Source organism: Pantoea sp. NSTU24 (genome assembly GCF_050157905.1).
Lineage (GTDB): Bacteria > Pseudomonadota > Gammaproteobacteria > Enterobacterales > Enterobacteriaceae > Pantoea.
Window position 1 is genome coordinate 2026099 of sequence record NZ_JBKIWZ010000001.1, and the last position, 22439, is coordinate 2048537.

Annotated in this window: 18 protein-coding genes; 4 read left to right on the forward strand and 14 right to left on the reverse strand. The window is 56.4% G+C overall.

All coding sequences use genetic code 11. The features are described from left to right. The first annotated feature begins 237 nt into the window (after nucleotides 1-237). The 3 genes from nrdA (at nucleotide 238) to yfaE (ending at nucleotide 3991) form a co-directional block, all read left to right on the forward strand. On the forward strand, nucleotides 238-2523 hold the full coding sequence (gene nrdA, locus ACLHDD_RS09540; RefSeq protein ID WP_427103931.1) for a class 1a ribonucleoside-diphosphate reductase subunit alpha: 2286 nt from the start codon (nucleotides 238-240) through the stop codon (nucleotides 2521-2523). Between the two features lie 74 nt (nucleotides 2524-2597). Beyond that, nucleotides 2598-3728 (forward strand): class Ia ribonucleoside-diphosphate reductase subunit beta, encoded by a 1131-nt coding sequence (gene nrdB / locus ACLHDD_RS09545; RefSeq protein ID WP_313653916.1) that lies wholly within the window; start codon nucleotides 2598-2600, stop codon nucleotides 3726-3728. A 2-nt stretch (nucleotides 3729-3730) separates the two neighbouring features. After that, complete coding sequence (gene yfaE, locus ACLHDD_RS09550; RefSeq protein WP_128084679.1) at nucleotides 3731-3991, forward strand: class I ribonucleotide reductase maintenance protein YfaE; 261 nt, start codon at nucleotides 3731-3733, stop codon at nucleotides 3989-3991. A 104-nt stretch (nucleotides 3992-4095) separates the two neighbouring features. Here yfaE and ACLHDD_RS09555 read toward each other — a convergent pair whose 3' ends face one another. Both ACLHDD_RS09555 and elaB read right to left on the reverse strand, forming a co-directional pair. Further along, nucleotides 4096-5292 carry a nicotinamide mononucleotide deamidase-related protein YfaY gene (locus ACLHDD_RS09555; protein WP_427103932.1) on the reverse strand — a complete coding sequence of 399 codons (1197 nt, stop codon included), beginning with the start codon at nucleotides 5290-5292 and terminating at the stop codon, nucleotides 4096-4098. 195 nt (nucleotides 5293-5487) lie between these two features. After that, nucleotides 5488-5799 carry a stress response protein ElaB gene (gene elaB, locus ACLHDD_RS09560; RefSeq protein WP_111140114.1) on the reverse strand — a complete coding sequence of 104 codons (312 nt, stop codon included), beginning with the start codon at nucleotides 5797-5799 and terminating at the stop codon, nucleotides 5488-5490. A 335-nt stretch (nucleotides 5800-6134) separates the two neighbouring features. Between elaB and ACLHDD_RS09565 the strand changes: the two genes are divergently transcribed. Continuing rightward, complete coding sequence (locus ACLHDD_RS09565; RefSeq protein WP_427103933.1) at nucleotides 6135-7793, forward strand: glucan biosynthesis protein D; 1659 nt, start codon at nucleotides 6135-6137, stop codon at nucleotides 7791-7793. 32 nt (nucleotides 7794-7825) lie between these two features. Here the strand turns inward: ACLHDD_RS09565 and ACLHDD_RS09570 are convergent, their stop codons facing one another. The 12 genes from ACLHDD_RS09570 to nuoC form a co-directional block, all read right to left on the reverse strand. After that, a complete protein-coding gene (locus ACLHDD_RS09570) occupies nucleotides 7826-8284 on the reverse strand; it encodes a GNAT family N-acetyltransferase (RefSeq protein ID WP_427103934.1) in 459 nt (152 codons plus the stop codon). 129 nt (nucleotides 8285-8413) lie between these two features. Continuing rightward, nucleotides 8414-9871: an NADH-quinone oxidoreductase subunit NuoN gene (nuoN, locus tag ACLHDD_RS09575; RefSeq protein ID WP_313653910.1), complete on the reverse strand. Its 1458-nt coding sequence runs from the start codon at nucleotides 9869-9871 to the stop codon at nucleotides 8414-8416. 6 nt (nucleotides 9872-9877) lie between these two features. Continuing rightward, a complete protein-coding gene (gene nuoM / locus ACLHDD_RS09580; protein WP_128084683.1) occupies nucleotides 9878-11398 on the reverse strand; it encodes an NADH-quinone oxidoreductase subunit M in 1521 nt (506 codons plus the stop codon). Nucleotides 11399-11608: 210 nt separating this feature from the next. After that, nucleotides 11609-13444 (reverse strand): NADH-quinone oxidoreductase subunit L, encoded by a 1836-nt coding sequence (gene nuoL / locus ACLHDD_RS09585; RefSeq protein WP_427103935.1) that lies wholly within the window; start codon nucleotides 13442-13444, stop codon nucleotides 11609-11611. Beyond that, the gene (gene nuoK, locus ACLHDD_RS09590) at nucleotides 13441-13743 is read right to left on the reverse strand and encodes an NADH-quinone oxidoreductase subunit NuoK (protein ID WP_003854236.1); all 303 of its coding nucleotides are present in this window, start codon (nucleotides 13741-13743) and stop codon (nucleotides 13441-13443) included. The genes nuoL and nuoK overlap by 4 nt, the downstream gene beginning before the upstream one ends. Then, nucleotides 13740-14291, reverse strand: a complete 552-nt coding sequence (gene nuoJ / locus ACLHDD_RS09595) for an NADH-quinone oxidoreductase subunit J (RefSeq protein ID WP_128084685.1) — start codon at nucleotides 14289-14291, stop codon at nucleotides 13740-13742. The genes nuoK and nuoJ overlap by 4 nt, the downstream gene beginning before the upstream one ends. Before the next feature lie 10 nt (nucleotides 14292-14301). Next, complete coding sequence (gene nuoI / locus ACLHDD_RS09600; protein WP_313653907.1) at nucleotides 14302-14844, reverse strand: NADH-quinone oxidoreductase subunit NuoI; 543 nt, start codon at nucleotides 14842-14844, stop codon at nucleotides 14302-14304. Between the two features lie 11 nt (nucleotides 14845-14855). Continuing rightward, complete coding sequence (gene nuoH, locus ACLHDD_RS09605; RefSeq protein WP_009089020.1) at nucleotides 14856-15833, reverse strand: NADH-quinone oxidoreductase subunit NuoH; 978 nt, start codon at nucleotides 15831-15833, stop codon at nucleotides 14856-14858. Further along, the gene (gene nuoG / locus ACLHDD_RS09610; RefSeq protein WP_427103936.1) at nucleotides 15830-18553 is read right to left on the reverse strand and encodes an NADH-quinone oxidoreductase subunit NuoG; all 2724 of its coding nucleotides are present in this window, start codon (nucleotides 18551-18553) and stop codon (nucleotides 15830-15832) included. The genes nuoH and nuoG overlap by 4 nt, the downstream gene beginning before the upstream one ends. 112 nt (nucleotides 18554-18665) lie before the next feature. After that, nucleotides 18666-20006: an NADH-quinone oxidoreductase subunit NuoF gene (gene nuoF, locus ACLHDD_RS09615; protein ID WP_208721853.1), complete on the reverse strand. Its 1341-nt coding sequence runs from the start codon at nucleotides 20004-20006 to the stop codon at nucleotides 18666-18668. Nucleotides 20007-20008: 2 nt separating this feature from the next. Beyond that, nucleotides 20009-20524 carry an NADH-quinone oxidoreductase subunit NuoE gene (gene nuoE / locus ACLHDD_RS09620; protein ID WP_111140112.1) on the reverse strand — a complete coding sequence of 172 codons (516 nt, stop codon included), beginning with the start codon at nucleotides 20522-20524 and terminating at the stop codon, nucleotides 20009-20011. A gap of 2 nt (nucleotides 20525-20526) precedes the next feature. Then, the gene (nuoC, locus tag ACLHDD_RS09625) at nucleotides 20527-22326 is read right to left on the reverse strand and encodes an NADH-quinone oxidoreductase subunit C/D (protein ID WP_427103937.1); all 1800 of its coding nucleotides are present in this window, start codon (nucleotides 22324-22326) and stop codon (nucleotides 20527-20529) included. Nucleotides 22327-22439 lie beyond the last annotated feature (113 nt).

Genomic DNA, 22439 nt, shown 5'->3' on the forward strand with positions numbered 1-22439 from the left:
TCAGGCCTTATAAGGCGTGGCCTGAGAATTTTCGGCAAAAATACAACCCCTTCAGCCATCATTTTTGCTCTTGTTAACCCGCCGCAAAATACTAAAATATGCCTCCATGTAGTTATGGCTTTTCCCATCACCCCCTAGATGTAGTGTTTATCCACATATTATTCACAATGAATAGGCTGTGTATAAACCGGGATTTCTTTTAATTTTTGGATACTCACGCAAAGGTAAAAACGCGACATGAACCAGAGTCTGCTCGTTACTAAACGCGATGGCCGCCAGGAGCGCATTGACCTCGACAAAATTCACCGTGTGCTGGACTGGGCTGCCGAAGGGCTGAACAATGTCTCTGTCTCACAGGTGGAACTGCGCTCTCACATTCAGTTCTATGATGGCATCAGAACCTCTGACATTCATGAGACCATCATCAAGGCCGCAGCAGACCTTATCTCTCGCGATGCCCCTGATTATCAGTACCTGGCTGCCCGTCTGGCGATCTTCCACCTGCGCAAAAAAGCGTATGGTCAGTTTGAGCCGCCGAAGCTCTACGACCAGGTAGTTAAAATGGTTGATCTGGGCAAATACGATCGCCACCTGCTGGAAGATTACAGCCAGGAAGAGTTTGCACAGATGGATACGTTCCTCGACCACTGGCGCGATATGAACTTTTCCTATGCCGCCGTGAAGCAGCTGGAAGGCAAATATCTGGTGCAGAACCGCGTCTCAGGTGATATCTATGAGAGCGCGCAGTTCCTCTACATTCTGGTCGCGGCCTGCCTTTTCTCTGGCTATCCGCGCGACACGCGTATGGATTACATCAAGCGTTTCTATGATGCGATCTCAACGTTCAAAATCTCGCTGCCGACCCCGATTATGTCCGGCGTGCGTACCCCGACGCGTCAGTTCAGCTCCTGCGTACTGATCGAGTGCGGCGACAGCCTCGACTCCATCAACGCCACCTCCAGCGCGATTGTGAAATATGTTTCTCAGCGTGCCGGTATCGGCATCAACGCGGGTCGTATCCGTGCGCTGGGCAGCCCGATCCGCGGCGGTGAAGCGTTCCATACCGGCTGTATCCCGTTCTACAAACACTTCCAGACCGCAGTGAAATCCTGTTCTCAGGGCGGCGTGCGTGGCGGTGCCGCTACGCTGTTCTACCCGATGTGGCATCTGGAAATCGAAAGCCTGCTGGTACTGAAGAACAACCGGGGTGTTGAAGGCAACCGCGTACGTCACATGGACTACGGCGTTCAGCTCAACAAGATGATGTATCAGCGCCTGCTGAAAGGCGAAGATATCACGCTGTTCAGCCCGTCTGACGTGCCTGGCCTGTATGACGCCTTCTTCGCCGATCAGGATGAATTCGAGCGCCTTTACACCAAATATGAGCAGGATCAGAGCATCCGCAAACAGCGTGTTAAAGCGGTCGATCTCTTCTCGCTGATGATGCAGGAACGCGCCTCCACTGGCCGTATCTACATCCAGAACGTTGACCACTGCAACACGCACAGCCCGTTTGATCCCGCTATTGCGCCAGTTCGCCAGTCTAACCTTTGCCTGGAAATCGCCCTGCCGACCAAACCGCTGGAAGACGTTAACGACGAAAACGGTGAGATCGCGCTCTGTACACTCTCTGCGTTCAACCTCGGCGCGATCGAGAGCCTCGACGATCTGGAAGAGCTGGCAACCCTGGCCGTCCGCGCCCTTGATGCCCTGCTCGATTATCAGGACTACCCAATCCCGGCTGCGCAGCGTGGCGCGATGGGCCGTCGTACCCTGGGTATTGGCGTGATCAACTTCGCCTATTATCTGGCTAAACACGGCGTGCGCTACTCCGATGGCAGCGCAAATGGTCTGACGCATAAAACCTTTGAAGCCATTCAGTACTACCTGCTGAAAGCCTCAAACGAACTGGCGAAAGAGCAAGGCGCCTGCCCGTGGTTTAATGAAACCACCTATGCGCAGGGCATTCTGCCGATCGACACCTACAAGAAAGACCTGGATGCGATCAGCAACGAACCGCTGCATCTCGACTGGGAAACGCTGCGTGAAGCGATCAAAACGCACGGCCTGCGTAACTCCACGCTGTCGGCGCTGATGCCGTCTGAAACCTCGTCGCAGATCTCTAATGCCACCAACGGCATTGAGCCGCCACGCGGCCATATCAGCATTAAAGCGTCGAAAGATGGCATTCTGCGCCAGGTGGTGCCGGAGTATGAGCGTCTGAAGGATCAGTATGAGCTGCTGTGGGAAATGCCAAACAACGACGGCTACCTGCAGCTGGTGGGTCTGATGCAGAAGTTTATCGACCAGGCGATCTCTTCCAACACCAACTACGATCCGTCACGCTTTGCCAACGGCAAGGTGCCGATGAAGCAGCTGCTGAAAGATCTGCTGACCGCGTATAAGTTCGGCGTGAAGACGCTTTACTATCAGAACACCCGTGACGGTGCGGAAGATGCGCAGGATGACCTGGCACCTTCTATCCAGGATGACGGCTGCGAGAGCGGCGCCTGTAAGATCTAATGGTCAGGCGGGAAACTCTCCCGCCTCATTCATTTCACGAGGCCTGGCTTCGTCTACTTTTTTGGACAACATTTATGGCTTACTCCACTTTCTCACAGAACAAAAATGATCAGCTGAAAGAGCCGATGTTTTTCGGTCAGTCGGTAAACGTGGCGCGCTTCGACCAGCAAAAATATGACATCTTTGAAAAGCTGATCGAAAAGCAGCTCTCCTTCTTCTGGCGTCCGGAAGAAGTGGACGTCTCCCGCGACCGTATCGACTACCAGGCACTGCCTGAGCATGAAAAGCATATTTTCATCAGCAACCTGAAGTATCAGACGCTGCTGGATTCGATTCAGGGCCGCAGCCCGAACGTGGCGCTGCTGCCGCTGATCTCCATTCCTGAACTGGAAACCTGGATCGAAACCTGGGCGTTCTCAGAGACGATCCACTCCCGTTCTTATACCCATATCATCCGTAACATCGTTAACGATCCGGCACTGGTATTCGACGATATCGTTACCAATGAGCAGATCCTGGCGCGTGCGCAGGATATCTCCCGCTATTACGACGATCTGATCGAGATGACCAACTACTGGCATCAGCTGGGCGAAGGTACACATCAGGTTAACGGCAAACAGGTTGTCGTCAGCCTGCGTGCGCTGAAAAAGCAGCTTTACATCTGCCTGATGAGCGTCAATGCGCTGGAAGCGATCCGCTTCTATGTCAGCTTCGCCTGCTCGTTTGCTTTCGCTGAGCGTGAGCTGATGGAAGGCAATGCCAAGATCATCAAACTGATCGCCCGCGACGAAGCCCTGCACCTGACCGGCACGCAGCACATGCTGAACCTGCTGCGCAGTGGTGAAGACGATCCGGAGATGAAAGAGATCGCCGCAGAGTGCCGCGAAGAGTGCTTCGAGCTGTTTAAGAAAGCCGCCGAGCAGGAAAAAGAGTGGGCGGACTATCTGTTCAGTGGCGGCTCAATGATCGGCCTGAACAAAGATATTCTCTGCCAGTACATCGAGTACATCACCAATATCCGTATGCAGGCGGTGGGCCTCGATCTGCCATTCCAGACCCGTTCAAACCCGATTCCGTGGATCAACTCCTGGCTGGTCTCTGACAACGTCCAGGTTGCGCCGCAGGAAGTCGAAGTCAGCTCCTATCTGGTGGGTCAGATCGATTCTGAAGTGGGCGCCAACGACTTCGACGACTTCCAGCTGTAATCATGAGCCGCGATGTTGTTATTCTGCGCAGTTCCGGCACCCGGCTGGAATGCACAGACGAGCACACCAATCTGCTGACGCTGCTGGAAGCGAATAATCTCTGCGTGGAGTTCCAGTGTCGTGAAGGTTACTGCGGCTCCTGCCGGATGCGTCTGCTGAAAGGCGAAGTGCATTATCCGCAGCAGCCACTGGCTTTTGTGCAGCAGGATGAGATTCTGCCCTGCTGCTGCAAAGCAAAAGGCGAGATTGAGCTTGAGTTATAAGAGTGGCCGGACCGTTCTGGCTCTGCATTAAGATGGCGTCAACTCAGGAAACAGAGTCAGAAACCAAACGGGCGCCTCAGGCGCCCGTTTTATTTTCTCTGATATCACTGTCTGATGGTTTCAACCACATCAATCCAGCCGTGCCCCGTACTTACCTCGCTGCCGTGCAGCCAGCGACGCAACAGGTTCATCGCCATCATCGCCACCACCTTCTGCCGCGTCTCCAGATTATGGCGACCGGTGCTGAATTTCACACGCTGCCCTGTGCTGCCGTCCGGCGTGTGAAGTGCGATGGATATTGCCTCCTGATCCAGAGTGCCGACGGAGAGCGCCAGTGCCGACTGCTGCTGCGTCGCAAGATGGCGGGTGCGGGCGACCTGCTGCGCCAGCGTCTCCGGCTGCGGCGGTAAAATATCCCCACCACGCAGCGGCACGCTGGCAGACGCCAGTTGCCAGCAGAGCAGTCCGGCGGTGTATTGCTCGCTGACCGCCAGTTGCTCACCGCGTTGCGCAAGTTCACGGGCCAGCAACGCCGGTAAACCTTCCGTCCCTTCAAAAATCGTGCACTCTGCCAGTTGCAGACGTACCTGCTGCCACACCTGCTCCATCGCTACCTGCTGGCTTGCCGGTCCCGTGAGTTTGATCTCAATGATCGGCATGGAGGAGCGATAGCCCATTACCACCCCTTCCGGCAACGGCAGCGGCTCCAGCTCTGCCGCGATGTCGCTTTCGCCGCGACCAAAGGTCGTCAGCCGCAGACAGATCGGAGGCTCAGGCGGTGAAAATTTCGCTTTCAGCCGTGGGATGATTTGCTGCTCCACCATCACTTTAAATTCTGACGGTACGCCAGGCGTAAAGAACATCCAGCAGCGATTAAGTTGCAGTGCGAAACCGCAGGCGGTGCCGACAGGATTATCGATCAGTTCAGCATTCGCCGGGATTTCAGCCTGCTTGCGATTGCTGGCCGCCATGACGCGTCCCCGGCTGGCGAACCAGGCTTCCATCTGCGCCAGCCATTCGTGCTGCATCTCCAGCTCAACGCCACAGGCTCTGGCAGCGGCCAGCGCGCTGAGATCGTCACTGGTTGGCCCAAGTCCGCCATTCACAATCAGCACATCGGCCTCGTGGCTGCGCGCCTGAAGCGTGGCAATCAGCGATTCGAGGGAATCGCCCACCGTAGTGCGGCTGGTCATAGGTAACCCCTGCTGAAACAGCACGTCCGCCAGCCAGGCCGCGTTGGTATCGACGATTTGGCCATGCAGCACCTCATCCCCGGTTGACAGCATCTCTACTCTGATCACGTCGTTTCTCCTTTTACGTTTGTTTAACTGTAGGAAGTCCGGCCGCGAAACACAATCAGCCGCGTCAGCGAATGTGACCGTAAAATGCAGGGCAGCACGTTGCGTATAAGGGGGGATAGAGGCGCAGGGAGGAGAATCAAAAACGGCGGGATTTGCCCGCCGTTTATTCATGTTAAGGATGTCTGGCCATCACGATTAGCGACTTGCCAGCAGCAGCCCCAGAACCAGGCCAGCCGTTGCGCCGATACCGACGCCCTGCCACGGCTTTTCGTGCACATAGTCGTCAGCACGGTATGCGGCCTGTTTTGCGCGATAGTAGTAGCTGTCGGATGCCTGGCTGACGCGGGATTTCACGTCGTTCAGGGCCTGTTCGGCTTTGCTTTTAAGCTCAATGTACTTCTGGTCGGCCGGATCGCCTGATGATTTGAGCACTTCTTCCAGCGTTTCGGTCAGTAACGCAATATCGTCATCGAGGCCCGTTTCGAATTGATTTGTCTGATTTACCATCGTTTCCTCCGTGTGAATTGCAAAGCAGTTCATTAACTATAGTCACAATCTGGCGAACTGCCGATTTCCTGCGCCAGGAATCCCCTGATTTTTCATCTGCTAAAAATGGACGATTCCGGCGGGCTGTCGCTTCGCAGCGCAAAGAAGTGTAAGACGCAGCGGCAGGCCCTGAATTTCGCTTCGCTTCTTTGATTAATCTGATAAATTTTAACGTGACTGAATTTTCCAGTAACCCTGCTGTCGTACCCCTCTGTTGCCTGTAATTACCGGGCCATAAAAGTGCATTTTGCACGACAGTCACGACACCCTCGAACAGCTAAGGAATGATCTCTGGCATGAATCGAAGAATGTTTATGAAAGCGTCAATGGCCTTCTCTGCCGTCAGTGGCATGACCGGCCTCTCCACGCTGTTTGCGCAATCCGCATGGGCAGAAGATGGCATTGCAGACGGGAACGCCGTGCGCTTCGATTTCGACGTACTGAAAAAAAACGCGGCAGCACTGGCGAAAAAACCCTGGGGCGGCGCACCTGGCGCACTGCCAGAGACGCTGGCCACGCTGACGCCGCAGGCGTACAACGAAATTCAGTATGATGCGAATCACTCGCTGTGGAACAATCTGCCCGATCGTCAGCTGGATGTGCAGTTCTTCCATGTGGGTATGGGCTTTAAGCGGCGCATCCGCATGTTTTCTGTTGATGGCGAGAGCCGTGAGGCGCGTGAAATTCACTTCCGCCCGGAGCTGTTTAACTACAACAATGCCCACGTCGACACGAAGCAGCTGGAGGGTAAAACTGACCTCGGCTTTGCTGGCTTCCGTGCGTTCAAAAAGCCGGAACTGGCCCGTCGTGACATTGTTTCCTTCCTGGGTGCCAGCTACTTCCGTGCGGTTGACGAAACATTCCAGTATGGCCTTTCCGCACGGGGCGTTGCTATTAACACCTTCAGCAATGGCCAGGAAGAGTTCCCGGATTTCACCGCCTTCTGGTTTGAAACGCCAAAAGCAGAGGACACCACCTTTACCTGTTACGCCCTGCTGGATGGTGCCAGCCTCACCGGCGCCTACAAGTTCATTATCCACTGCGAAGAGAAGCGCGTGGTGATGGAGGTGGAAAACCACCTGTTCGCCCGTAAAGAGATTCGTCAGATTGGTATCTCGCCGATGACCAGTATGTTCAGCTGTGGCACCAACGAGCGCCGAATGTGCAACACCTATCATCCGCAGATCCACGACTCCGACCGCCTGGCCATGTGGACCGGGAAAGGCGAATGGATTGCCCGTCCACTGAACAACCCGCAGCGCCTGCAGTTTAACGCCTACGAAGATGAGAATCCGCGTGGCTTTGGTCTGCTGCAGCTCAACCACGACTTCAAAGATTATCAGGATGTCATCGGCTGGTATGACAAACGGCCCAGCCTGTGGGTGGAGCCGGTCGGCAAGTGGGGCAAAGGCGCAGTTAATCTCATGGAGATCCCGACCACCGGTGAAACCCTGGATAACATCGTCTGCTTCTGGCAGCCTTCTGAGCCGGTTAAAGCGGGCAGCGAGTTGAGCTTCGCCTATAAACTCTACTGGAGTGGACTGCCGCCAGTGCGCAGCGGTCTGGCGCGCGTTGACGCCACTCGTACCGGTATCGGTGGCTTCCCGGAAGGCTGGGCGCCGGGCGAACACTTCCCGGAAACCTGGTGCCGTCGCTTCGCTATCGACTTTATTGGTGGTGATTTGCAGGCCGCAGCACCGAAAGGCATTGAGCCGGTGATCACTGTCTCATCCGGAACCGTGAAGCAGGTTGAGATCCTGTATGTTGATCCGCTGAAAGGCTACCGCATCCTGTTTGACTGGTATCCGAACAGCGATTCCACTCAGCCAGTGGAGATGCGTCTGTTCCTGCGTAGCAAGGATGAAACGCTGAGCGAAACCTGGCTCTATCAGTACTTCCCGCCTGCGCCGGATCAGCGTAAATATGTCGATGACCGCCAGATGACGGTGGGTTAATAAAAAAAGGCGAGGCACCAGCCTCGCCTTTTTTATGGTGTGCTTTTCCGCATATCGACGTGCGGGATACCATCCTCCAGGTATGCCTCCCCCTGCGCGATGAATCCGTGTTGCTGATAAAAACTTTCCAGATGGGCCTGCGCGGAAAGAAAAATATCGCGCCCCGGCCAGTGCTGCTGGCAGCGGCCGATGGCCTGCTCCATCAGCCTGTTACCCAGCCGCGCGCCCCGCACCTGCCCTGACACGATGACCCGTCCGATCTTCACCGGACTGTTCGCATCGTCCGGGGAGAGAAGACGTGCATAGGCCACCAGCTGCCCCTCTGCCATGCCCAGCAGATGCCGGTTTTCCGCCCGTAGATCGTTGCCATCCACATCCAGATATGCGCACTGCTGCTCAACTACAAACACAGCGCTGCGCAACGCCAGCAGTGCATAGAGCTCATGCTGCGTGAGTTCACTGTGATGTCTGTCGTGCCAGTCAATATTCATCGTCTCTCCCTGTGTAATGAAAGGGATACATTACATCAGCGCGACCCGGCCCGCATCTGCCGGTTCGCCAAACTTAAGGCAAAAAAAAATCAGGCCCGGAGGCCTGATTGATTCGTCGCAAAATGCGGTTTACATCAGTGGCTGCGCCAGCTGCACCAGCCTGATGAGCGGCTGCGGGTAAACCCCTAACAGCAGCACCAGAATGGCGGAGATCAGTACCACCACACCACCGGCTGTAAACGCCCAGTTCGCCGGGGTATCGCGGGTATGCAGTTCCGGCGGGCTGAGGTAAAGGCTTACGGTCACGCGCAGGTAGTAGTACAGACCAATCGCACTGCCTGCTACCACGGCACCGGTCAGCCACCAGAGGTGGGCGCTGACGCCTGACGCAATCACATAGAATTTCCCGATAAAGCCCAGCGTCATCGGGATACCCGCCAGCGACAGCATCATCACGGTCATGACCGCAGACAGGATCGGACGATGCCAGAACAGACCACGATAGGAATAGAGCGAGTCGGCATCCGGCCCACGATACGGGCTGGACATCAGGCTCACCACGCCAAAGGCGCCCAGGCTGCTGAAGAGATAGCCCGCCAGATAGACGCCTGACGTTTCCAGCGACAGCTGATGATCTTTCACCGCGATCAGCGCCACCAGCAGATAGCCGAGGTGCGCGATTGAGGAGTAACCCAGCAGGCGCTTGATGTTGCTCTGCGAAATCGCCATCAGGTTACCGAACAGAATCGAGACAAAGGCGATCACTGCCAGCACGGTACGAACGGCTTCGCTGTCGGTTACCGGCGCATACATGAACAGGCGCATGATGACACCGAAGATCGCAATCTTACTGGCGGTGGCCAGGAAGGTAGAGACCGGCGCAGGCGCACCCTGATAGACATCCGGCGTCCAGAGGTGGAATGGCACCAGTGAAAGCTTAAAGCCCAGACCGATGATCATCATGCCCAGCCCCACCAGCAGCAGCGGTTCGTGGATCATGCTGTCAGTCAGACTCTTGCCCAGCGCCACGAAGCTCAGGTTGCCCGAGTCTGCGTAGATCAGCGCAATGCCAAACAGCAGGAATGAAGAGGCCGCCGCAGACAGAATGGTATATTTCAGCGCCGCTTCCAGCGAACGTTTCTGGCGGAACGCGTAGCCAATCAGACCAAACAGTGGCAGTGACAGCAGTTCAATCCCGATGAACAGCGAGGCCAGATGATTAGCACTGGCCAGCACGATGCCGCCCAGTGCCGCAATCAGCACCAGCAGATAGAACTCATCTTTGTTGTCCGGGAAGCCTGCCAGCCACGGATAGGCAAAAGTACAGGTCGCCAGGCTGGCCAGCATCACCAGCGCGGTATAGAACATCGCGTAGCCGTCAATACGCAGCAGCGGCGTCACATCCATCGCGCCGACCTGCCCGACAAAGTAGAGCGACAGCAGCGCCAGGTTCAGGCCAACCACCGTTAGCGTGGCGTTAACGAAGTGGTTGCGTCGCCAGGCAATGGACAGCATCACAACCACCACCGTCAATCCGACGATTAACAGCGGCAGCAACGCAATCAATTGTTGAGGAGTTATTGTCATGGCGAATTACGGCCTTGTAGTTGAAATTGAAGCGGTAAACCACTGCTGAATATTGCTCATGGCAGCGTGCGAAGTATCCAGGATTGGCTGTGGATAGACGCCCAGCAGCACCAGCAGCACCACCAGAACACCGATGGTCATAAACTCACGCGGGGACATACCTGGCAGCGGGTCTTTCGATTTCGCTTCGCCGTAGTAAGCGCGCTGCATCATTACCAGCGAGTAAACAGAGGCGAACACCAGACCAAAGGTCGCGATGACGATAATCGTCGGTACCACCTGGAAACTGCCCGTCAGGATCATAAATTCGCCGACGAAGTTACCGGTGCCCGGCATACCGAGGTTAGCGACCGCGAAGAACAGCGACAGGCCCGGGATCCATTTGATGCGCGACCAGAGGCCACCCATCTGACGCATATCACGGGTATGCAGACGCTCATAGAGCTGGCCACACAGGATGAAGAGTGCGGCGGCGGAGAGACCGTGCGCAATCATCTGGATTACCGCGCCCTGCAGCGCCAGCTGGCTGCCGGTATAGATAGCAATCAGCACAAAGCCCATGTGCGAAATCGAGGTGTAGGCAATCAGGCGTTTGATATCGGTCTGCGAGAAGGCCATCCAGGCACCGTAGAAGATACCGATGATGCCTAACCAGTTGGCGATCGGTGCAAACTCGGCGGAGGCATTCGGGAACAGCGGCAGACTGAAGCGCAGTAAACCATAAGCAGCGGTTTTCAGCAGAATACCGGCCAGGTCGACGGAGCCCGCGGTCGGTGCCTGACTGTGCGCATCCGGCAGCCAGCCGTGTAAAGGCACCACCGGCATCTTCACGGCGAAAGCGATAAAGAAGCCCAGCATCAGCAGGTATTCCACGCCACTTGACATCGGAGTCTGCAGCAGCTGCTCATAGCTGAAAGTCCAGACGCCAGTCGCGTTGTAGTGAACAAACACCAGTCCCAGAATCGCAATCAGCATTACCAGACCCGACGCCTGGGTATAGATGAAGAATTTGGTTGCCGCGGAAATACGGGTTTTACCGTCTGACGCTTTATGACCCCAGAGCGCGATGAGGAAGTACATCGGCACCAGCATCATTTCCCAGAAGAAGAAGAACAGGAACAGGTCGATGGAGAGGAACACACCGATCACGCCGCCCAGGATCCACATCAGGTTAAGATGGAAAAAGCCCTGATATTTTGAGATCTCATTCCAGGAACAAAGCACCGCCATCAGACCCAGCAGGCCGGTCAGCACCACCATCAGCAGCGACAGCCCATCAATGGCTAAATGGAAGCTGATGCCGAAGCGTGGGATCCAGGGAACGGAGAAACTTGACTGCCACTGCGGAATGCCCGCTGCCTGCGTCAGTGAATAGCCTCCCTGCAACCAGAGTTGCAGCGAAAGCGCCAACGTCAGCCCCATGGTGATCAGCGCGATCCAACGTGGCACCTTCGCGCCGAGGCGCTCAGTGAGCCAGCAGATCAGACCGCCGACGAAGGGTATGATAATTAGCCAAGGTAATAACACGGCACACTTCCCTTTTCTTTGTCTTAGCTCGGGCTATCTTACTTGCCATTTTGCTTCCCGGCAGTGCTCGCAATCCTCACATACCTCGGTATGCTGCGGTTGCTGCGCGCTGGCGGTAACCAAACTGGCTGTGACGATAACGCCCTTGCTCAGGACAATTTTTGACATTCTCAATGGGCAGATTAACTAACCTGCCCCGCTCATCAATCTTTAAATCACCAGCAGCAGAGCCAGCACGACTACGGCACCGACGCTCATTGATGCCACGTACCAGCGCAGGTAGCCATTTTCACTGACCACCAGGCCTTTGTTAGCCACACGTGACAACAGTGCAGGCAGGTTCATCACGCCATTCAGTGGGTCGCGTTTCAGCAGCCACGCAATGCCCAGATAAGGTTTGACGAACACTTTGTCGTAGAGCCAGTCGAAGCCCCAGGCCGCAAACCACCAGGTGCCGAAGAAACGGCCTGGTGCGCTGTTTGCGATACGGGTAACCAGCTCACGTTTGCCCAGCCACAGCGCCGCTGCAATCAGAATGCCGACGATTGCGACAACGCCTGAGGTGATTTCCAGTCCCACTTTGCCCGCTTCACCAAATTCATTGGCTGGCAGAACGCCCGCCAGCGGTGGCGTGATCAGCGCACCAATGAAGGTGGAGAGCAGCAGCAGCACGATCAGTGGCAGATGATGCGTAATACCTTTGCCGGCGTGCGCGTGGATTTTCTCTTCACCGTGGAACACGATAAAGATCATGCGGAAGGTGTAGATCGAGGTCAGGAACGCCCCGACCAGACCCGCTACCATCAGATTGATGTGCCCGTTAGCCAGTGCGCCAAACAGGATCTCATCTTTACTGTAGAAGCCCGCCGTAATCAGCGGCAGTGCCGCCAGCGCCGCGCCACCGACCAGGAAGCAGATGTAAACCAGCGGAATGCTCTTACGCAGGCCACCCATTTTGAAAATGTTCTGCTCGTGATGGCAGGCCAGAATTACGGAACCCGACGAGAGGAACAGCAGCGCTTTAAAGAAGGCGTGCGTCATCAGATGGAAAATCGCCGCGTCCCAGGCCTGAACACCCAGCGCCAGGAACATGTAGCCAATCTGACTCATGGTGGAGTACGCGAGAACACGTTTGATATCGGTTTGCACCAGCGCCGCGAAACCTGCCAGCACCAGCGTAATCGCCCCGATAATCCCCACCAGATGCAGCACTTCCGGCGTCAGCAGGAAGAGGCCGTGGCTGCGGGCGATCAGATAGACCCCTGCCGTCACCATGGTCGCGGCGTGGATCAACGCCGAAACCGGTGTCGGACCGGCCATCGCATCTGCCAGCCAGGTCTGTAACGGCAGCTGCGCCGATTTACCGACCGCGCCACCCAGCAGCATCAGTGTCGCCCATTGCAGCATGTGGTTGTCGGCGGCGAAATGCGCCGGCGCCAGTTCCATCATCTCGCGGAAGTTCAGCGTGCCCAGCTCGTTGTAGAGAATGAACAGGCCAAACGCCAGAAAGACATCGCCAACACGAGTGATGATGAAGGCTTTCATCGCTGCTTTGCCATTTTCCGGATTGCTGTAGTAGAAGCCGATCAGCAGATAGGAGCAGAGCCCTACCCCTTCCCAGCCCAGATACATCAGCATCAGGTTATCGGCCAGCACCAGAACCACCATACTGGCGATAAACAGGTTGGTATAGGCGAAGAAGCGGGAATAGCCCTCTTCTCCACGCATATACCAGGAGGCGAACATGTGAATGAAGAAGCCGACGCCGGTCACGACCGACAGCATAGTCAGCGACAGGCCATCCAGCGTCAGATTGACCTTCATGTCAAAGTTACCGACATGCATCCAGGTCCAGAGTGACTGGGTGTAAGCCTGCTGGCCATTCGCGAAGAAGTCGAAACCGATCATCGCCGTGGTCAGGGCCGCCAGACCCACCGATCCCATACCCACCGTGGCCGACAGGTTCTCAGACCAGCGACCGCGCGAAAACGCTAACAGCAGAAAGCCGATTAGCGGAAACAAGACAGTTAAATAGAGAAGATTCATCCGCGCATCTCGCTCACAGTATCAATGTTCAGCGTCTGACGACGACGATAGAGCTGAAGCAGCAGTGCCAGACCGATACTGGCTTCCGCTGCCGCCAGGCTGATCGCCAGGATATACATCACCTGTCCATCGGCCTGACCCCAGTAGCTTCCGGCAACCACCAGAGCTAACGCGGCGGCGTTGATCATGATTTCAAGGCCGATCAGCATAAACAGCAGATTGCGGCGTATCACCAGCGATGTCAGTCCAAGGACAAACAGCACGGCGGCAAGAATCAATCCATGTTGTAACGGGATCATGCGCTCTCCTTTTTCACCTGGGCGGCGTCAGCAGGACGGTTGCTCAGAACTTCACCCTGACGCTCTTCACGACCAATGTGGAACGCCACGACCAGACCCGCCAGCAGCAGCATTGACGCCAGCTCAACCGCCAGGACATAAGGACCAAACAGGCTGATACCCACCGCTTTCGCGTCGATAACGGTGCCATCGATGCCCTGATCGTTAGCCGTCAGAATGGCATAGACCATCACCACCAGCAGCAGCAGCGAAACCAGACCCGGACCAATCCACAGTGACGGGCTGAGCCACTCACGCTCCTGCTTCTCGGTCTGTTTGCCCAGGTTCAGCATCATAACCACGAAGACGAACAATACCATGATGGCCCCGGCGTAAACGATGATCTCCAGCGCACCGGCGAAGTAGGCGCCCATTGAGAAGAAAACGCCCGCGATCGATAACAGCGACACGATCAGGTACAGCAACGCATGTACCGGATTAGTGTGGGTAATGACGCGCAACGTCGTCAGCACCGCCACCAGTCCGCAAAGATAAAACGCAAATTCCATGCCTTGCTCCTTAAGGTAATAAGCCTTTGACGTCGACAGGCTTCGCTTCATTTTCCGCGTCGCCCTTATCTTTACCGTCAATTGCCATACCCGCCATGCGGTAGAAGTTGTACTCCGGATATTTACCCGGTCCCGAAATCAGCAGGTCGTCTTTCTCATAAACCAGATCCTGACGCTTGAACTCGCCCAGTTCGAAATCGGGAGTCAGCTGAATCGCCGTGGTCGGACAGGCCTCTTCACACATACCGCAGAAGATGCAGCGTGAGAAGTTGATGCGGAAGAACTCGGGATACCAGCGGCCATCTTTGGTTTCTGCTTTCTGCAGTGAAATACAGCCAACCGGGCAGGCCACCGCGCAAAGGTTACAGGCGACGCAACGCTCTGCACCATCCGGATCGCGGGTCAATACGATGCGACCACGGTAGCGTGGCGGCAGATAAACCGGCTCTTCCGGGTACATCTGAGTTTCACGTTTGGCAAAGGCGTGCAGGCCGATCAGCCAGATACTGCGAACTGTCGTGCCAAAGCCTGTGACAATATCTTTCAAAGTCATTTGTTAACCCCTTACGACGCTGTATAGAGAATCACTGCGGCCGTAGCCAGCAGGTTCAGCAGCGTCAACGGCAGACACACTTTCCAGCCGAATGACAGCACCTGGTCGTAACGCGGGCGCGGAAGCGCAGCACGGATCAGGATGAACATCATCATAAAGAACGCCGTTTTCAGGGCGAACCAGATGAACGGCGGCAGGAAAGGTCCGTGCCAGCCACCGAAGAACAGCGTAACGATCAGCGCTGAAACGGTGGTAATCGCCACATATTCGCCGACAAAGAACAGACCGAATTTCATACCGGCATATTCGATGTGATAACCATCTGCCAGCTCCTGTTCTGCTTCCGGCTGGTCAAACGGGTGACGGTGACACACCGCGACGCCCGCAATACAGAAAGTCACAAAACCAAAGAACTGCGGGATGATGTTCCACAGGTGCGTCTGGCTGTTGACGATATCGTTCATATTGAACGAGCCCGCCTGCGCCACCACCCCCATCAGTGACAGACCCAGGAACACTTCATAGCTCAGGGTCTGCGCCGAGGCGCGCATGGCACCCAGCAGCGAGTATTTGTTGTTACTCGACCAGCCAGCAAACAGCACGGCATATACGGCCAGACCCGCCATCATCAGGAAGAAGAGCAGACCGATGTTCAGATCTGTCACCATCCAGGTCGGCGAAACCGGCACGATAGCAAAGGCCAGCAGCAGCGAAACAAAGGCGATAACCGGTGCCAGGGTAAAGATAAAGCGATCGGTAAACGGCGGGACCCAGTCCTCTTTAAAGAACATTTTGATCATGTCCGCGACCAGCTGCAGCGACCCGCCCCAGCCGACGCGGTTTGGCCCATAACGGTTCTGGAACAGGCCGAGCAGACGACGCTCGGCAAAGCTCATGAACGCGCCGCAGGCCACAACTACCAGCAGAATCACGATAGCTTTCACAATGGCCAGCAGAATGTCGATAACGTCCGGTGTTAACCAGCTCATTGCGCCGCCTCCTGCAGAGTGTCGATTTTACTGTTCGCCAGGAATGGCGGAACGCCCGGCATGCCCAGCGGCAGGCCAATCTGTCCCGCCTGCAGTGACGCCGAGAAACGGACCGGCAGACGCACAGTTTCACCGGCACAGCTAAACTCTGCCGCCGCGCCCTGGTTCAGGCCCAGTTTCGCTGCATCTTCCGGGTTAATCACCAGCGCAGGCTCGGCCATACGCTGCTGGAACACCGGTGAACGCTGTGACATCTCTTCACTGCCGAACAGGCGATGAAGCGGGGCCACGCGCCACTGCGCATCACGGCTGAAGGCCTTTGGTACGGTAGTGAACCATGGCAACTGAGCGCTGCCAGCGTCAAACAGGCGTACGCCCGGATCGCCATGACGCAGTTTGCCGCCCACTTCGGCCTGGAACTTGTTCCACGCCTGCGGTGAGTTCCAGCCTGGCGCCCAGGCGAAAGGAATCTGCGAACGCGGTGCTGAAGGCTGGTTGTTCCCTTCCATAGAGAAGGCGAACATGGTGTCCTGATCCTGCGGCTGACGGGGTTCATGCACGCTGATATTGGCGCGTACCGCCGTGCGTCCGCTGTTACGGATAGGCGAACGCGACAGCTTCTGTCCGCGAATACGGAAGCTGGCATCCGGTGCCGCCTCTTTAATCCCGGCCAGCTGCGGCAGACGTGCCACCACGGCATCAATCACGTGATCGAGCTGAGTCCAGTCCACCTGACGGCTTTCCAGGGTGCTGTGCAACGAATGCAGCCAGCGCCAGCTTTCCAGCATCACTACACTGTTGTCGTAGTACGCCGGATCGTAAACCTGGAAGAAACGCTGAGCGCGGCCTTCATGGTTAATCGAGGTGCCATCACTCTCCGCGAAGCTGGCGGTCGATAACACCAGACCGGCTTTCTCCAGCGTCGCCGTGCGCTGATGATCAACCACGATAACGTTAGTGGTCTGGGCCAGTGCGGCGTCCACCTGCGCTTTCGGAGCATGGCGATAGAGATCGTTTTCCAGCACCACCAGCGCATCGGCTTCACCGTTGCTCAACTGCGCCAGCGCATGCTCCAGCGGATTACCGCCAATCATGCCTAGGCCCATGCTGTTGGCGTGATCCGCCAGCAGGGTAATGCCGACATCCGCGCCACGTGCTTTCAGGGCTCTGGCTACGTTCGCCGCAGCTTCAATAATCGCGGTGCTGCCCGCGTGGGTGCCGGAGATGATTAACGGTTTTTTCGCGCCAGCCAGCGCCTGAACGATAACGTCCATTTTTCCGCTGAGCGCGCTGTCGAAATCGGCAACCGCAGGCGCGGATTCATCCAGCGCGCTGGCGATCGCAAAGCCGAGACGCGCCTGATCTTCAACCGGCGCGCGATAGCTCCACGCGGCAATATCATCCAGACGGGTTTCATCGACATGCGTGACAAACAGCGGATGCTTCGCGTTCTGACCGATGTTCAGGATCGCGGCGATCTGCCAGTCGGCAACCTTCTGCGCCGCCGCCATCTCGCGGGCTTTGCCTTTCACCGCCTGACGCACCGAGAGGGCAACGCGGGCGCCGACCTGCGTCAGGTCTTCACCCAGCACCAGCACCGCATCGTAGCTTTCGATTTCGCGCAGCGATGGCGTATAGATCCCGCCTTCACGCAGCACTTTCAGCATCAGTTCCAGCCGAGCCTGCTCATCAGCGGGCATCCCGGTAGAGAAGTTTTCTGCACCCACCAGCTCACGCAGCGCGAAGTTGCTTTCGATGCTGGCGCGTGGCGAGCCAATGCCTATCACTTTTTTCGCCTGACGCAGCAAATCGGCACCGGCGTTAACCGCCTGCTCTGCGTTCAGCGTGACCCAGTCGTTACCACGCAGCAGCATCGGCTGACGCGGACGATCTTTACGGTTCACATAGCCATAGCCGAAGCGGCCACGGTCGCACAGGAAGTAGTGGTTGACGCTACCGTTGTAGCGGTTCTCGATACGGCGCAGCTCGCCATAGCGCTCACCCGGACTGGTGTTACAGCCGACACTGCACTGCTGGCAGATGCTCGGCGCAAACTGCATGTCCCATTTACGGTTATAGCGTTCAGAGTGGGTCTTGTCGGTGAAAACGCCGGTCGGGCAGATCTCAACCAGGTTGCCGGAGAATTCGCTCTCCAGCGTGCCATCTTCCGGGCGGCCGAAGTAGACGTTGTCGTGCGCACCGTAGACACCCAGATCTTTGCCATCGGCATAATCTTTGTAGTAACGCACGCAGCGATAGCAGGCGATACAGCGGTTCATCTCATGGGAGATAAACGGACCGAGATCCTGATTACGATGGGTACGTTTGGTGAAACGATAGCGGCGGAAACTGTGGCCGGTCATGACTGTCATATCCTGCAGGTGACAGTTACCGCCCTCTTCGCACACCGGACAATCGTGCGGGTGGTTGGTCATCAGCCACTCCACCACGCTTTCGCGGAACTCTTTCGCTTCGCCATCATCGATGGAGATGAATGTGCCGTCAGAGGCCGGCGTCATGCAGGACATGACGAGACGGCCGCGGGTATCTTCGGCATTCTGGAATTGCTTTACCGCACACTGGCGGCAGGCCCCAACGCTTCCCAGCGCCGGATGCCAGCAAAAGTAAGGAATATCAAGGCCCAGAGAGAGACATGCCTGTAGCAGGTTGTCCGCTCCGTTCACATCATACTCTTTACCGTCTACATGAATTGTAGCCATAGTGACATGCTTCCGTAAGGCTCGTCAGAGACGAGCGTTAATCATATTCTTGCCCCGACACACGACATTGTCGGGGCGGCGGCACCAGGCCTGTTCCGTGCTCTGCGGCAGATTACCAGCGTGCTTTAAGCAGGTTAGGCTGAATACCGCCAATCGCGCGGGTATTGCCAAACACCTGCGGTGCCATGCCGGCTTCAAACTCTTCACGGAAATATTTTATGGCGCTCTGCAGCGGCTCAACCGCACCCGGCGCATGCGCACAGAAGGTTTTGCCCGGGCCAAGCTGACGGCAGAGCTGCAGCAGGGTTTCGATATCGCCCGGTTGCCCCTGCTTCTGCTCCAGCGCACGCAGAATTTTTACGCTCCACGGCAGACCGTCACGACACGGTGTACACCAGCCGCATGATTCACGCGCAAAGAACTCTTCCAGGTTGCGCACCAGCGAAACCATGTTGATTTCGTGGTCCACCGCCATCGCCAGTGCGGTGCCCAGACGGCTGCCGGCTTTACCGATGCTGGCGAACTCCATCGGCAGATCCAGATGCTGATCGGTCAGGAAGTCTGTACCGGCACCGCCAGGCTGCCAGGCTTTAAACTTCAGCCCGTCGCGCATGCCACCAGCATAATCTTCCAGGATCTCACGCGCGGTGATACCAAACGGCAGCTCCCAGACGCCAGGGTTTTTCACCCGTCCGGAGAAGCCCATCATTTTGGTGCCGGCATCTTCACTTTTCGAGATACCTTTGTACCACTCCACGCCATTCGCCAGGATCGCCGGGACGTTGGAGAGGGTTTCAACGTTGTTCACGCAGGTCGGTTTACCCCATGCGCCCGCACTCGCCGGGAACGGCGGTTTGGAACGCGGGTTTGCACGACGGCCTTCCAGCGAGTTAATCAGCGCCGTCTCTTCGCCGCAGATATAACGGCCTGCGCCGGTGTGGACAATCAGCTCAAAGTCAAAACCGGTACCGAGAATATTTTTACCGAGATAACCCGCTTCGGTCGCTTCAGCAATAGCGCGACGCAGATGCACCGCGGCTTCGATATATTCGCCGCGCAGGAAGATGTAGCCGCGATACGCTTTCAGGGCAAAGGCGCTGATCAGCATGCCTTCCACCAGCTGGTGCGGCATCTGCTCCATCAGCAGACGGTCTTTATAGGTGCCCGGCTCCATCTCATCCGCGTTACACAGCAGGTAACGGATGTTCATCGACTCATCTTTCGGCATCAGGCTCCACTTCAGTCCGGTAGAGAAGCCTGCACCGCCGCGCCCTTTCAGGCCGGAGTCTTTAACTGCTGCGACGATCTCATCCTGCGACATGGTTTTCAGCGCTTTATCCGCACCGGCATAGCCGTTCTTGCTGCGGTATTCGTCAAACCAGACAGGTTGTTTGTCGTCACGCATCCGCCAGGTCAGCGGATGGGTTTCAGCAGTACGAATGATCGTTTTGATTGTCATTGATACTGCTCCAGCAAAGTCGGGATGCCTTCCGGCGTCAGATGTACATGAGTATCTTCATCCACCATCATCGTTGGCCCCTTGTCACAGTTGCCCAGACAGCAGGTTGGCAGCAGCGTAAAGCGGCCATCGGCCGTGGTCTGGCCCGGTTTAATATTGAGCTGCTGCTCCAGCGCCGCCTGAATGCCCTGATAACCCGTGATATGACAGACCACGCTGTCACAATAGCGAATCACATGACGGCCGACTGGCTGACGGAAGATCTGGCTATAAAACGTCGCCACGCCTTCCACGTCACTCGCCGGAATACCCAGCACCTCGGCAATCGCGTTGATGGCACCATCCGGCACCCAGCCGCGCTGCTTCTGCACGATCTTCAGCGCCTCGATTGAGGCTGCACGCGCATCTTCGTAGTGGTGTTTTTCGTGCTCAATGGCGTGATGTTCTTCCGCGCTCAGCACGAAGACCTCGTTAGGGTCGATCGTTTTAATGGCAATGTGTTGATCGTGCATAATTAGCGGTCCACGTCTGACATAACAAAATCGATACTACCCAGGTATACGATCAGGTCGGATACCAGACTGCCGCGGATTACTGAAGGAATCTGCTGCAGATGCGGGAAGCTTGGCGTACGCACGCGGGTGCGGTAGCTCATCGTGCTGCCGTCGCTGGTCAGGTAGTAGCTGTTGATCCCCTTGGTCGCCTCAATCATCTGGAAGGATTCATTGGCGGGCATGATGGGCCCCCATGAAACCTGCAGGAAGTGCGTAATCAGGGTTTCGATGTGCTGTAGCGTACGCTCTTTAGGCGGCGGCGTGGTCAGCGGATGGTCCGCTTTGAACGGCCCTTCTGGCATATTGTTGAGGCACTGCTCAAGAATACGCAGCGACTGCCACATCTCTTCCATCTTCAGCTGCACACGGCTGTAGGCATCACTGACGCCCGATCCGACCGGGATTTCAAAGTCGAAGTTTTCGTAGCCTGAATATGGACGCCATTTGCGCACATCAAAGTCCAGACCGGTAGCGCGCAGACCGGCACCGGTGGTTCCCCACGCCAGCGCCTCTTCCATGTTGTAAGCCGCGACGCCTTTAGAACGGCCAATCAGCACCGAGTTACGCAGTGCAGCCTTGTCGTACTCTTTCAGGCGCTTCGGCATCCAGTCCAGGAAGTCACGCAGCAGACGTTCCCAGCCACGCGGCAGATCGTGCGCCACGCCACCGATACGGAACCAGGCCGGGTGCATACGGAAACCGGTAATAGCTTCGACCACGTCGTAAATTTTCTGACGATCGGTAAAGGCAAAGAACACCGGCGTCATGGCGCCGACGTCCTGAATGAAGGTAGAGATATAAAGCAGATGGCTGTTAATGCGGAACAGCTCAGAGAGCATCACGCGGATCACGTTAACGCGATCGGGCACTACGATCCCTGCCAGCTTTTCTACCGCCAGAACGTAAGGCATCTCGTTGACGCAGCCACCGAGGTATTCGATACGGTCGGTATAAGGAATGTAGCTGTGCCAGGACTGACGCTCGCCCATCTTCTCGGCACCACGATGGTGATAACCGATGTCAGGCACACAGTCGACAATCTCTTCGCCATCCAGTTGCAGAATGATGCGGAACGCACCGTGCGCCGACGGATGGTTAGGCCCGAGGTTCAGGAACATGAAATCTTCGTTGGTGGTGCTACGCTTCATGCCCCAGTCTTCAGGCTTGAAGGTCAGCGCCTCCATCTCTAAATCTTCTTTCTGCTTCGTCAGCGTAAAGGGATCGAATTCGGTAGCGCGCGCCGGATAATCTTTGCGCAGCGGATGCCCTTCCCACGTTGGCGGCATCATAATGCGCGTCAGGTGTGGGTGACCGTCGAAGGTAATACCGAACATCTCCCAGGTTTCACGCTCATACCAGTTGGCATTCGGGAACAGACGGGTAATGGTGGGCAGGTGCATGTCATTTTCAGACAGCGCCACCTTGAGCATGATGTCGCGGTTGCGTTCAATCGACAGCAGGTGATAGAAAACGGAAAAATCCGCCGCAGGCAGGCCTGCGCGGTGGGTACGTAAACGCTCATCAACACCATGCAGGTCATACAGCATGACGTAAGGCTTAGGTAATTTACGCAGGAATTCGATAATTTCCAGTATCTGTTCACGCTTTACCCACACTACCGGAATACCGGTTCGGGTGGGCTGAACGGTAAAGGCATCCGGCCCAAAACGGTTACGCAACTCGCCGATCACCGGGTCATCAAGGTGATCACGGGTTTGCCATGATGGCTGAGCGAGATCTTGCGTGGTCAAATCTGTCATACGTTACTCACCATTCCGGCCTGGTTTCAGGCACTCAAATGAAGGCGTCAGGATGGGGCCATGCATTAAATTGTGATGTTCTGCTGCAGGCGCGATTTTCCATCCATACGGTT

What these genes read in the sequence shown, in the direction of transcription:
- nrdB (WP_313653916.1), top strand. Translation starts at nt 2,598, where the DNA reads ATGGCTTACTCCACTTTCTCACAGAACAAAAATGATCAGCTGAAAGAG.
- ACLHDD_RS09570 (WP_427103934.1), bottom strand. Translation starts at nt 8,284, where the DNA reads ATGAATATTGACTGGCACGACAGACATCACAGTGAACTCACGCAGCAT.
- nuoL (WP_427103935.1), bottom strand. Translation starts at nt 13,444, where the DNA reads ATGAATCTTCTCTATTTAACTGTCTTGTTTCCGCTAATCGGCTTTCTG.
- nuoG (WP_427103936.1), bottom strand. Translation starts at nt 18,553, where the DNA reads ATGGCTACAATTCATGTAGACGGTAAAGAGTATGATGTGAACGGAGCG.
- nuoJ (WP_128084685.1), bottom strand. Translation starts at nt 14,291, where the DNA reads ATGGAATTTGCGTTTTATCTTTGCGGACTGGTGGCGGTGCTGACGACG.
- elaB (WP_111140114.1), bottom strand. Translation starts at nt 5,799, where the DNA reads ATGGTAAATCAGACAAATCAATTCGAAACGGGCCTCGATGACGATATT.
- ACLHDD_RS09565 (WP_427103933.1), top strand. Translation starts at nt 6,135, where the DNA reads ATGAATCGAAGAATGTTTATGAAAGCGTCAATGGCCTTCTCTGCCGTC.
- nuoH (WP_009089020.1), bottom strand. Translation starts at nt 15,833, where the DNA reads ATGAGCTGGTTAACACCGGACGTTATCGACATTCTGCTGGCCATTGTG.
- nuoI (WP_313653907.1), bottom strand. Translation starts at nt 14,844, where the DNA reads ATGACTTTGAAAGATATTGTCACAGGCTTTGGCACGACAGTTCGCAGT.
- nuoK (WP_003854236.1), bottom strand. Translation starts at nt 13,743, where the DNA reads ATGATCCCGTTACAACATGGATTGATTCTTGCCGCCGTGCTGTTTGTC.
- nuoE (WP_111140112.1), bottom strand. Translation starts at nt 20,524, where the DNA reads ATGCACGATCAACACATTGCCATTAAAACGATCGACCCTAACGAGGTC.
- nuoC (WP_427103937.1), bottom strand. Translation starts at nt 22,326, where the DNA reads ATGACAGATTTGACCACGCAAGATCTCGCTCAGCCATCATGGCAAACC.
- yfaE (WP_128084679.1), top strand. Translation starts at nt 3,731, where the DNA reads ATGAGCCGCGATGTTGTTATTCTGCGCAGTTCCGGCACCCGGCTGGAA.
- nuoN (WP_313653910.1), bottom strand. Translation starts at nt 9,871, where the DNA reads ATGACAATAACTCCTCAACAATTGATTGCGTTGCTGCCGCTGTTAATC.
- nrdA (WP_427103931.1), top strand. Translation starts at nt 238, where the DNA reads ATGAACCAGAGTCTGCTCGTTACTAAACGCGATGGCCGCCAGGAGCGC.